This window comes from Konateibacter massiliensis (genome assembly GCF_900184995.1).
GTDB lineage: Bacteria > Bacillota > Clostridia > Lachnospirales > Lachnospiraceae > Lachnotalea > Lachnotalea massiliensis.
Map to the genome: position 1 here is coordinate 622,075 of NZ_LT860099.1, position 11,618 is coordinate 633,692.

The 11,618-nt window shown below is 40.9% G+C and carries 9 protein-coding genes; all 9 read right to left on the reverse strand.

Annotated elements, in window-relative coordinates; translation table 11 throughout:
• Nucleotides 1–2: 2 nt before the first annotated feature.
• Nucleotides 3–830, reverse strand: a complete 828-nt coding sequence (locus tag CTY48_RS08695) for a DUF5685 family protein (protein ID WP_099468111.1) — start codon at nt 828–830, stop codon at nt 3–5.
• Between the two features lie 158 nt (nt 831–988).
• Nucleotides 989–2,266: a DUF4317 domain-containing protein gene (locus CTY48_RS08700; protein WP_099468112.1), complete on the reverse strand. Its 1,278-nt coding sequence runs from the start codon at nt 2,264–2,266 to the stop codon at nt 989–991.
• Nucleotides 2,267–2,351: 85 nt separating this feature from the next.
• Nucleotides 2,352–3,389 (reverse strand): ribonucleotide-diphosphate reductase subunit beta, encoded by a 1,038-nt coding sequence (locus CTY48_RS08705; protein WP_334293743.1) that lies wholly within the window; start codon nt 3,387–3,389, stop codon nt 2,352–2,354.
• Between the two features lie 9 nt (nt 3,390–3,398).
• Entirely contained in the window at nt 3,399–5,690 is a 2,292-nt protein-coding gene (locus CTY48_RS08710; protein ID WP_099468114.1) for a ribonucleoside-diphosphate reductase subunit alpha, read from the reverse strand.
• Between the two features lie 163 nt (nt 5,691–5,853).
• Nucleotides 5,854–6,240 (reverse strand): PaaI family thioesterase, encoded by a 387-nt coding sequence (locus CTY48_RS08715; protein ID WP_099468115.1) that lies wholly within the window; start codon nt 6,238–6,240, stop codon nt 5,854–5,856.
• 68 nt (nt 6,241–6,308) lie between these two features.
• Complete coding sequence (locus CTY48_RS08720; protein WP_099468116.1) at nt 6,309–8,033, reverse strand: CoA-disulfide reductase; 1,725 nt, start codon at nt 8,031–8,033, stop codon at nt 6,309–6,311.
• 133 nt (nt 8,034–8,166) lie between these two features.
• A complete protein-coding gene (locus tag CTY48_RS08725; protein ID WP_099468117.1) occupies nt 8,167–9,519 on the reverse strand; it encodes an AI-2E family transporter in 1,353 nt (450 codons plus the stop codon).
• Between the two features lie 99 nt (nt 9,520–9,618).
• Nucleotides 9,619–10,911 (reverse strand): ABC transporter permease, encoded by a 1,293-nt coding sequence (locus CTY48_RS08730; protein WP_099468118.1) that lies wholly within the window; start codon nt 10,909–10,911, stop codon nt 9,619–9,621.
• Entirely contained in the window at nt 10,908–11,612 is a 705-nt protein-coding gene (locus CTY48_RS08735) for an ABC transporter ATP-binding protein (protein WP_099468119.1), read from the reverse strand. The genes CTY48_RS08730 and CTY48_RS08735 overlap by 4 nt, the downstream gene beginning before the upstream one ends.
• Nucleotides 11,613–11,618: the final 6 nt, after the last annotated feature.

The following is an 11,618-nucleotide window of genomic DNA, read 5'->3' on the forward strand; positions in this document are numbered from 1 at the left end:
TATTAAGTCCTTTCCGTCTTTTGTTTCTTTGAATTATATTTGCTCCAAACACCGCCATATAAAATATTTCTTAGAATTTCCACGTCCAAAACGCAGGGCAGCTTTTCAAATTCATTTGCGGCTTCAGATATCATCAGCGTGAGCATTTCAAAACAAAACTCTTCGTAACGCTCCTGCTCCTTATAAAAAATCAGAGGATTATAGCTTTTATTTTTTATATCATCCTCCAAATCAAAATAGGCATCTATCAAATAAATATATTTTCCCAAGAAAAATCCCAGTCTTCGAAGATTTTCCTCCCAGACATCTTGCTTATAGGCAAAAAGCTCCGCCATAAGCGTTCCAAAACAGCCGCTCACAAAATCGAGGCTTTTCTCATTTGCTGCCTCATATTCCTGAAGCTTCTTTAAGGAGGAGGCGATAACCTCACACTGACGCGGATACTGCTTTTCAATTGTCAGGTACTTCTTTTTTAACACAGCGGCACCTGCCAACGCATTTACCTTCTTTTCATCGCTCCAATCATCCAAAAAATGATGATAAGCCAAAGCGATATTCATATCCGCCGCATAAGCCGTTATCTCGTTTATCAAAAGCTCATGCTTCTTCACCGGGTGGACAATACAATGCTTCTGGCTATAGCTCGTGCTCGATTCGTACAGTGAAGTAAGCAACAGCACTAAAAATGTCATATCATAGGTCAGCGTCATCTGCCCGATAAATCCGTGCCTCTCCTTTAATGTATGACATAACCCGCAATAATAAGCATGATAGCGGTTATATTCTTTAATTTTTAATTCCGGTTTATTCACGGTTACATAACCAAACATATATGCTTCTTTGCTCCTTTTGACATTTTAATCCTACACTATAAATAATACTAATAATTATGAGACCAAAAGTCAATGAATAAATGGTGAATTCTGAAAAAATCCCCTTAAAAATACAAACTTTGTCGTATCTTTAAGGGGTGTCCTGTTTTTATTACCTAGTAAATATCCGCAACTCCGTTGATATTCACATGCTCATCCTCTTCCATCGGAATGATGATACATTTCTTGCCGTCAATAACCTGTGAGGTAATCTGACTCATCTTTTCGTCCTTCACCTTGAGGAGAATATCAAAATCAGCACTATCCTGAAAGTCTGCACCGTCAATTTCCTCTGACAAGCCGTTTTCATTTGACTTTGACGCCTTCACGGTCTCTTCCAGCCTCTCCTGCAAAACGTGTATCTGCTCTACGAGCACCTTATTTGCCTTGTTCTTCTCATTCTCGGCAAGTATCTTTTTATCGAGCAAATATTCCACTGCCGGAAGCTCGTCCTGAAAAGTCTCCTCGTAGGTTTCTTGAATTTTTTCTACAATATCCTCCGGCACTCCACTCTCTGACAGGATTTCCTGAACAGATTCCTTCGTTAAAATCACCGGTTCTTCATCCTCTTTTGCTGCTGCAACCTCATCCTCCACAATCTGGTTTAGGCTCTCTTGAATCTCACTGATCACCTGATTTGTTTTTTCCGAATCACCGATTGTATTTTTGATAATATTGTGGAAGGTATTTTTCTTCTCTGTCGCAGTCGTCTTCACCGGACAGCCAAGTGCGAACTCCATCAGTTCTTTGTGTGGCTCGAGCGCATTTTTGGTGTAAAACATAACCGAGTGGATATCGGTACTTCTCTCGGTAAACGCCGGAAAAATAAATCCTGAATCCGGTACACCCACAACCCAGTCGAGCTTTCTCGGTCCGATTTTATTCTCGTTTTCCAAATAGCCAAGTCCCGGCTTTGTAAGTGTTACCGGACAGATAGCGCATAATATGTATTCATAAACCTCTTCCGACTCATCGAGCTTTGAATTATCGGTCGTTTTTGTCATAACATCGTAGGCATCATGGAATGTCAAAATCAGATAGTTTCCCGCATAGTCGTAATTGTCAATGATAAGCCGGTAAAATGTCTCCATCAATCCTTCATTTTTCAATTTGCTCTCTCGAAGCCCCATTAAAAACTGCTGCTTACCGCCCTGTTCTTCCTCCTCAGCCGGGAAATCAAGCTCAATTAAATTGTTTCCAACCGTACCGGATAGCGTCTTTTTGGCGATATCCAAATATTTATAAAATTCTTCGTCCTCCAGATTTAAAAAGGTCTCCATAAAGTTCAAGACAATCTCTTTTTCTCCGTTTACATAGCAGCCACACATCTTAGTGAAAGTGCAGCCTGTTTTCTTCAGACGGCTTTTCAGCTCGAATACATCTTTTTTATTCATAATTTTTGTTTGTCCTTTCCGCAAAGTTTCACTACTCATTATAAGACAAAAAATGAAATAAATCAAAGCTGAACTTTAATAAATTTTACTCTAAATCATCAAAGTTAAAAGCTGCCGCCTTTGTATAGTTGGTCACCTTAGCCTCAAAAAAGTCCGTTTTCGTGCTGTTAAGGTTGGAAAAGCCTTCAATCCAAGCCATCGGGTTTTCTGTAATCTCAGGATACAGCTCCTCCAGACCAATCGCCTTTAATCTCTGGTTTCCTAAATATTTGATATATTTCTCAATAAGGTCATTGTTGATACCTAAAATCTCATTGTTTGTCACATACTGGCCCCATTCAATCTCATGCTCCACACCCGTTTTCATCATCTCGCGGATTTCCTCCAAAAGCTCCGACGTAAAAAAGTCGGGATTCTCGTTTTTAAGCTCCTTGATGATATTTTGAAACAGTACAAGATGGGTGACCTCGTCTCGATTGATATATTTAAAAATTGTGCTTGTCGCTGTCATTTTTCCCTGTCTTGCCAGCGTATAGAAAAAGCTGAAGCCGGAATAAAAATAAATTCCTTCCAGTATATAGTTTGCGACAACAACACGGATGAAATTATCTGCGGTTGCCTCCTCGTTAAAGCGCTGATAAATATTTGCAATATAGCGGTTTCGCTTTAAAAGATTTTTATCCTCCCTCCACTCGTCGTAAATCTTATCACGCGTCACCGGATTGGTCACGGTATCCAGAATATATGAGTAACTCTGCGCGTGAATTTCTTCCTGAAACGCCTGAATATTAAGCAGCGAAGATACCTCTGCCGCCGTAATATAGCGAGATAGATTCGGCAGGTTTTCACTTTGTACCGAATCGAGGAAGTTTAAGAAAGAAATAATTTTATCAAATGCATTTCTTTCCCCGTCTGTTAAAAGAGGAAACTGTTTGATATCCTCATGCAAGGAGATTTCTTCCGGTATCCAGAAATTATTTAACATCGTGCGGTACAATAAATTCGCCCAATCGTACTTGATACGGTTCCATTCTCTTAGGTTTGTGGTATTTCCGTTGATTAACGACTCCGTTCCTCGGACGCCGTCCTCATTAAAAATTTTCTTTTTCTGCATTTTATCCATTCCTCCAACTTAGCTTGAGCAGCTTGTGCATTCGTCCATTTCAAGTGACTGGTTTCTGATATAATAAATTGTCTTAACCTTATTTTTCCAGCATTCCATATAGAGTTTTAAAACATCCTTCGCGTCCATCTGTGGTGTGATATACAAATTGAAGGACTGAGCCTGATCAATATGACGTTGTCTGACACCGCATGCCTTGATGCTATATAGCTGGTTAATCGTATGAGCTTCCTTGTAGAGCCAAAAGTTATCCTCACGAAGATCCGGTGCCGCCTTCGGCGTAAAGCTGCCTTTCTTCTCTTCAATAAAGAATTTCTTGAAAATCGGGTCAATTCCTGCTGTTGTGCCCGCAATATTTGAGGTACTTCCCGTCGGGGCAACCGCCATGATATAGCCGTTTCTTATGCCGTACTTTTGAACTTCTGCCTTTAATTCATGCCATCTGTCCGACTCATAGCCTCTTCTGTCAAAATATTCACCTGACTGCCACTCTGAGCCTTCAAATGCAGGATAAGCACCTTTTTCCTTTGCTAACTCCAATGACGCTTTGATAGACTGATAGGCGATTTCCTCATACAGCCTGTCCGCCTCCGCAAAATGTTCCTCACTCTCCCACTGAATACCCTGATTGACAAGATAATGGTGGTAACCACTCGTTCCAAGTCCGATGGCACGGTATTTATCTCCTGTAATCTTCGCCTCCGCAACAGGGGCCTGATTCAGCGTAATTACATTATCCAGCATACGGATTTGCAGCGGGATAGTCTCTTTTAAATCTTCTATGTTTACTCTGCCCAGATTAACGGAATTTAGGTTACAGGTCACCATATCACCTGATTTAAGCCGTCTCACCACCTCGAAAGCACCGTCTTTTTCCTCTATCGTCTCCTCAACAAAGGAAGATTCGCTTACATTTTGGGCAATCTCGTGACAAAGATTTGATGCATATATCATGCCGGCATGCTTGTTCGGGTTTGCCTGATTTACCGTATCCCGGAAAAAGATAAACGGCGTTCCCGTCTCCACGGCACTCTTCATAATTTTTTTCATAATATCCAGTGCTGGTACGGTGATGCGCTCTAATGCTTCGTTTTTCTCACATTCCAGATAACGTTTTGTAAATTCCTTGCCGTTCTCTTCGTCGTAGAAGTCTTCCAGATAAAAGCCCATTTCCTTTTTTATCATATATGGATCAAACAGCGACCAGCTCCCACGTGCTTCCAACCGCTCCATAAAAAGATTCGGTATGCTCACTGCCGGAAATACATCGTGTGCTTTTCTTCTGTCGTCACCGTTATTCGTCCTAATATCCAAAAATTCATATAAATCCGAATGCCAGATATCAAGCGTGATGGAGGCTCCGCCCTTTCTTCTTCCAAGCTGATCCACCGCAACCGCAGTGTCATTGTAGAGACGAATCCATGGAATAATTCCTCCTGAGGCATTCTTATGTCCTCTTATCTCACTGTTTAACGCCCTTATTTTCCCAAGATAGATACCCAAGGCGCCGCCATGCTTCGAAACGTTTGAAAACTTCTGATTCACGTCATAAATCGACCACAGATTGTCACCCACAACCGAGATAAAACAACTGCTTAACTGATGATAAGGTGTTCCCGACCCGGCTAGTGTCGGTGTCGCAGTCGTCATCTTCAGCTCACTCAATATATCGTAAAACTTCTTTGCGTAAAAAAGCTTTTTTTCTCCCTCCGGTATTGCAAGATGCATCGCAATTACCATGAACCTCTCCTGAGGAAGCTCCAGCACCTCTTTGTGAAAGCCGCGGATTAAATATCGATCAGCCAAAAGTTTAAGCCCTTCATAGTTAAACAATAAATCCCTGTCTTTCTCTATATATTCGCCTAATTCTTTCAACTCCTGCTCGCTGTATTCTTTCTCCAGATAATCCCCGTAATAGCCCTCCTTCGTCAGCCTATGAAGCAGCTCGGGGAAATCTCCATAGCCAAAATAATCATAGCCTCTGTTGATTGCCGCCTCCTTATAAAGGTCAGACATCAAGAGCCTTGCCGCCACATACTGCCAGTTGATATTCGTTTTCTTGACAAGATTTCCGCTTGTGTCCTTCGTTGTCTGTATTACCTTTTCAATCGCGGTCTGTATTAAAACCTTCTGTATCTCTTTTGTGCTCATTCCATCACGAAACTGGAGATTGGAATCCATCTCGAGCTCATTCGGGTCACAGCCCTTTAGCCCTTCACAGGCATATGCTACCATCTTCTTTGTCTTCTCCACATAGAGCTGTTCATATAAGCCGTTTCGCTTTTTTATTTTAATATCCATTTGCCCACCTTCTTGCATTGTATTTTTTTGATAATGATAACTATTATTATCTAATTCTATTCTATATTCCTAAATTTGTACAGAGGTAAATTAAAATTAATAAAAAGAAAGTGTGAGCTATGCTCACACTTCGATGGTTTTTACTTCTCTATTCATTTTCATCCTATTTCTGTTCAACGTTGCAGAACACAAAGCTGCCCCTTGCCACTAATCTGCCCTTGTCGTCTTCGACCTCTGTCGTTGCAAAACAAAGCTTTGATCCTTTTTTCACAAGCGTTGCCTTGCAGATGATTTTTTCCGTATCCTTCGCCGCCCTTAAAAAGTCCATGGTACCGGTTGCTGTCACACCCTTTTCCTTTTGGCTGTTGTAGGCTACTCCGGCGGTGATATCCGCCAGGTTATAGAGGCAGCCGCCTCCTACGATTTGGAACATATTCAGATGCTCCGGCTTTATATAGAGCTCGCTCTCTGCATACATCTCTTCTACTTTCAGAAAATGAATACCGGAATTTTCCTCTATCACTTTTAGTGCTTCTGTAAAATTTATCATAATACCAAGTCCTTTTATCTAAAGTCAAAGCGGATATTCGTAATCCGCTACGCTACTTACTCATAACCTTATAGCTCTGCTGCTGCAATCTCCGGCCTCTTCGCCTCCAATGCCTTATGTTCATAGTGCATGGATTTGTAGAACGTGATTCCACCTGACATTACGGTTACTTTTGAATAACCGCTCTGCATTAAGATTCTGGCAGCGTTATAAGCGCGAATACCTACCGCACAGTATACGATAATCAGCTTATCTTTGTCAAGCTCCTCCATACGGTCTCTAAGCTGCCCAAGCGGTATATGATAAGACTCAGGAACAGCATATGCCTGCCTCTCAATCGCCTCGGTTACATCAAGTATTGTAAACGTCTCCTTGTCACCGTTTGCAATCAGCTCATCCACTTCGTCATACTCAATAAAGGAAACGTGACCCAACAATACATTTTCTGCCACAAATCCGAGCATATTGACAGGATCCTTTGCAGAAGAAAACGGCGGTGCATAGGCAAGCTCCAATTCGGCAAGATCATAGATTGTGCCGTTTAAACGCATCGTTGTGGCAATCGTGTCAATTCTCTTGTCAACACCCTTTCGCCCTATAATCTGAGCGCCTAGTATCCTTCCATCCTTCTCAAACAGCAATTTCAGTGTGAGCGGTGTTGCTCCCGGGTAATAGCCGGCATGGGACTTCTGATTGATAAGCACGGTATAATAGTCTTTATTTTTTATCTTATTCTGTGCCTTGAGTGTTTTTTCATTTACACCAACTGTTGCAACATTTAAATCAAATACTTTTGCCACAGCAGTTCCCAAGGAGCCGTTATACTTTTTCTTTGCTCCGGCTATGTTGTCTGCCGCGATACGTCCCTGTTTATTGGCAGGTCCCGCCAATGGAATCATCGTTTTTTCCTTCAAAACGTAATTTTTTACCTCAATCACGTCACCAACCGCATAAATATTGGGAACGGAGGTCTGAAGGTACTCATTGACAACAATTCCGCCTCTCTGGTTCAGCTCAAGTCCTGCTTCCTTTGCCAGAAGGCTGTTTGGTTTGACACCGATAGATAAAATAATCATATCCACGGTAACCGTGTTGCCGCTTGTCAACAAAATCTGTGTGCCGTCATTTGTTTTCACAAATGACTTAACTCCGTCTCCTAACACAAGGGAAACGTTGTTTTTCTCCATATTTTCATGTAAAAGCTGTGCGATTTCAAAATCTGCCGGTGCCATAACCTGATTCTGCATTTCAATCAAGGTTACATCAATGCCTGCATGATGTAAATTTTCTGCCATTTCAAGCCCGATAAAACCGCCACCGATAACGGCTGCGCTTTGAGGTTTCTCTTCCTGTAAAAAGGCTTTGATTTTATCTGTATCCCGTATCGTCCATAGAGTAAAAATATTTTCCTGATCAATCCCCTCGAGCGGAGGTTTAATCGGCGAAGAACCGGTTGCCACAATTAAATTGTCATAGCTCTCCTCATATTCTTCCCCTGTTTTAACGTTTTTAACTACGACGCTTTGTTTATCCGACTTAATTTGGGTTACCTCGGAAAGAACACGAACCTCAATGTTAAAGCGTTTTTTCATTCCTTCCGGTGTCTGAAGAAGAAGCTCATCTCTGTTTTGAATCACATCCCCAATATAGTAAGGCAATCCGCAATTGGCAAAGGAAATGTAATCACCTTTCTCCAATATGATAATCTCTGCCTCTGCATCCAATCTTCGAAGACGCGCTGCCGCGGAGGCACCTCCTGCTACACCGCCAATAATTACTGTTTTTTTGCTCATAATCAATACACTCCTTTATTCGTTAATATGTTAAAAATTTAACTTTATAGATTGCTGAAACTGTTTTGATTCTGATTATAAGCTCCTTTTGCTGTGTATTCTGTAACTAAGTCACATTGTTATATTGAGCTATTTATGCGTTGTCGTTTTTCTCTGTGTCCTTTTTCTTCTTATTTTCCTCTCTCTTCGTCTTGATTTCTTCGATTTTGGTATGAAGTTTTGATTCTTCGTCCTTTTTGCCTGAATTATAAAACTTCTCGTTTGTGTCCTCATCAATATAATCTAGATTGAAGTAATCGCCTGTCCGAAACGGCAAATCATGAGCAATCAATGTTCGATTGATAAATGCCTTGATTAAGGTATAGACAACCGCAAACACCGGAACTCCGATAAACATACCGAGTATTCCGAACAAACCGCCGCCAAGCAAAATAGCAACGATAACCCAAAAGCTGGAAAGCCCTGTGGACTGGCCAAGTATCTTCGGCGCCAGTATATTTCCGTCCAAGGTCTGTAAAAGCATGATAAATATAATAAAATAAATACATTTTATAGGGTCTACCAATAAAATTAATAAGCCGCTTGGTATCGCACCAAGATAAGGCCCAAAAAACGGTATCACATTTGCCACACCTACGATAACACTGACAAGCACTGCATATGGTGTACCCATCAGACTTGTACCGATAAAACATAAAATTCCGACAATAAAGGAATCCAGCAATGTACCGCTTATGAACCCGCTGAACATATCATTTGTCAGTCTGAGGTTTTTGATTAAAATATTTGCTCTATATGGCTTTAACACTGCATATACAAGCTTTTTTGTCTGTGCTGCAAACAGCTCCTTGCTGCTCATCACGTAAATTGACACAATCGCACCGATAAAAAGATTTTTCAAAACGCCGATAAAGCTCATAACACCTGAGGAAAGCTGCATTACAAACTGATTAATTCGCGGTAAAATCTGTGTATTTAAAAACTTCTCCATATAATCTGAAATTGTATCCAAGGAAGCAAGTACATTTGTCTCCCACTCAGGATTGTCCGTAAAAACCTGCTGAAGAAGAGTCGAAAAATTCTCATAATTTTGAGGAAATGAGGTGATTAGGCTGCTGATGCTGATAAATAGCTGTGGTATAAGGAGAGAAAACAATCCAACCAAGGCTAAAATCGCCATTGAAAGCGTAATAAAAATGGTCAGTGCCCTGATTCTTTTTTTGCTCTTTTTGGTCTTTTCCTTCTTCCACTTTTCATAGAATAAAGGATTAAACACATGCTTTTCCAAATAGTTTACAACCGGTGATAACAGATATGCAATCACAAGCCCATAGATAACAGGCATTAATATGGTAATCCATTTGCCGAAAAAGCCTTTCATTTCTCCAATATGAAATACTCCGAAAAAAAATAAAATGCTGATTGCTATGACTGAAAATGCGGTTACGCCCCAATATAAATACTTTTTGTCCCAATGGTACTTCATTTTTATCCTCCATAACTCTTATGATAGCAAGATGAAGGGACAAACAGTCCCTTCATCATTTAATATTATAAACAGTATACCATATTTTATGAAATTTTACTATTCATATCTTAACGCATCAATCGGATTCATTTTTGCTGCCTTGTTTGCAGGATAATAACCGAAGAAAATTCCGATTGTCATAGAGAATACGAGTGATACGACAATACTTGTAACCGAGGCGCTTGCCGGATAGCCAAGCAATGTAGCCGCCACGTTCCCTAACACGACACCTACTATAATTCCCAATATTCCTCCTATCATACAGATAATAACAGCTTCAACAATAAATTGAAGTCTTATGGAGGCATTCGTTGCTCCGAGTGCTTTTCGTGTACCAATTTCTCTGGTTCGCTCTGTAATGGAAACAAGCATGATATTCATAACACCGATACCGCCTACCAATAGGGCGATTCCCGCAATAACAGCAATTGCAATTGTTATAGTTGAAAGCATATCTGTCATTGTCGAAACAATAGATTCCATACTAAACGCACTTACCTCAAAATCATTGTTGTTTCTGTAATATGGCTCAAAAAAGCGTTCAATCTGAGAAACAAAGGTAGTTGAATCAACTCCTGTCTTTGTGACAACAGAAAACTGAGAATAACCTGTTGTATGTGTTAAATTAGCCGCTGCCTTTAATGGGATGTACAGGCTCGTTGTGATATCCTCATCGGAGCTTGTGGAAAAGCTGTAGGCTGATTCCTCATATTCATAAACACCAACGATGGTATAGGTGATATACTTATCATTTGTTTTTACTTCAACAGAGCTTCCTATCGCTTTATTCAAATCCCCGTCAAACATATTGTTGACAAATTTATCTGAAACAATTGCTACCTTTTTTGCCTCATCAAAATCACGTTCGGAAAAAATGCCGCCTTTTAAGAAATCCATTTCGTTTGCCGAAAAATATCCTGCACTCACCCCAATAACCTGTGTGTTAGCAGATTTATTACCTGATTTAGACTCTCCGCTTCCGACCGTAATACTCGCTGAGATCGTTTCAATAGAATCGGGATAGGTTTCTGTCAGGCTCTGAATCATTTCTGTTGTAAAATAATCCTTTTCCTCTGCCTGTACACTTCGTCTGCCGCTTCCGCCAAACACTGCACCGGTCTCGTTCACTTCCTCCTCTTCTGATTTTTGCTGAAGCCCTACCGTAATGTTGTTTGCTCCCATCGATTCCATAGAAGAGGAAACTGAATTTGTAAGAGAATCACCTACGGTCATAATCGCAATAACCGAGCCGATACCGATAATGATTCCAAGCATGGTGAGAAGTGCTCTCATCTTGTTTGCCAGCAAGCTGTTAATTGCAAGTAAGATATTTTCTATAAATAATGTCATACAAGCGCACTCCCCTTTCTCTCTTGAACTACATTGCCATCCTTAAGTGTAATAATTCGCTGCGTCTCCTCTGCCAATTCATTCGAGTGAGTGATTAACACAATGGTTTTTCCCTGTTCTTTGTTAAGCTTGTGAAACAAGTCCATTACCATACGTCCGGTCTGGGAATCCAATGCTCCGGTAGGCTCATCGGCAAGAATGATTGCAGGGTCATTTGCCATCGCTCTTGCGATTGCCACACGCTGCTTCTGGCCACCGGATAATTCCTCTGGTTTATGCTTTAATCTATCACCAATTCCTACCAAATCCAAAAGCTCCCTTGCCCGTTCTACACGCTCTTTCCTCTTTGTACCGGAATAGAGCATCGGAAGCTCCACATTTTTTAGTGCCGTCGTCTTTGAAATTAAATTGTATGTCTGGAATACAAAACCGATTTTCTGGTTTCGTATCTTGGAAAGCTCATGATCCTTCGCCGCACTGACATCCACGCCGTCGAGAACATAATTTCCCTCTGTCGGGCGGTCCAGAATACCGATGACATTCATCAAAGTACTTTTTCCTGAGCCGGATGCACCGACGATGGATACAAACTCTCCTTCCTCAACCGAAAGGGAAATACCGTTTAATATTTGAAGTTCATTTGGCTCTCCGATGTAAAAACGCTTTATAATATTGTCTAACTCTATAATTTTTTTAGCCATAATAAC

Bases quoted from the DNA above. Each gene is read 5' to 3' on its own strand.
- CTY48_RS08725 (WP_099468117.1), bottom strand. From the start codon at position 9,519: ATGAAGTACCATTGGGACAAAAAGTATTTATATTGGGGCGTAACCGCA.
- CTY48_RS08705 (WP_334293743.1), bottom strand. From the start codon at position 3,389: ATGGATAAAATGCAGAAAAAGAAAATTTTTAATGAGGACGGCGTCCGA.
- CTY48_RS08730 (WP_099468118.1), bottom strand. From the start codon at position 10,911: ATGACATTATTTATAGAAAATATCTTACTTGCAATTAACAGCTTGCTG.
- CTY48_RS08710 (WP_099468114.1), bottom strand. From the start codon at position 5,690: ATGGATATTAAAATAAAAAAGCGAAACGGCTTATATGAACAGCTCTAT.
- CTY48_RS08695 (WP_099468111.1), bottom strand. From the start codon at position 830: ATGTTTGGTTATGTAACCGTGAATAAACCGGAATTAAAAATTAAAGAA.
- CTY48_RS08735 (WP_099468119.1), bottom strand. From the start codon at position 11,612: ATGGCTAAAAAAATTATAGAGTTAGACAATATTATAAAGCGTTTTTAC.
- CTY48_RS08700 (WP_099468112.1), bottom strand. From the start codon at position 2,266: ATGAATAAAAAAGATGTATTCGAGCTGAAAAGCCGTCTGAAGAAAACA.
- CTY48_RS08715 (WP_099468115.1), bottom strand. From the start codon at position 6,240: ATGATAAATTTTACAGAAGCACTAAAAGTGATAGAGGAAAATTCCGGT.
- CTY48_RS08720 (WP_099468116.1), bottom strand. From the start codon at position 8,033: ATGAGCAAAAAAACAGTAATTATTGGCGGTGTAGCAGGAGGTGCCTCC.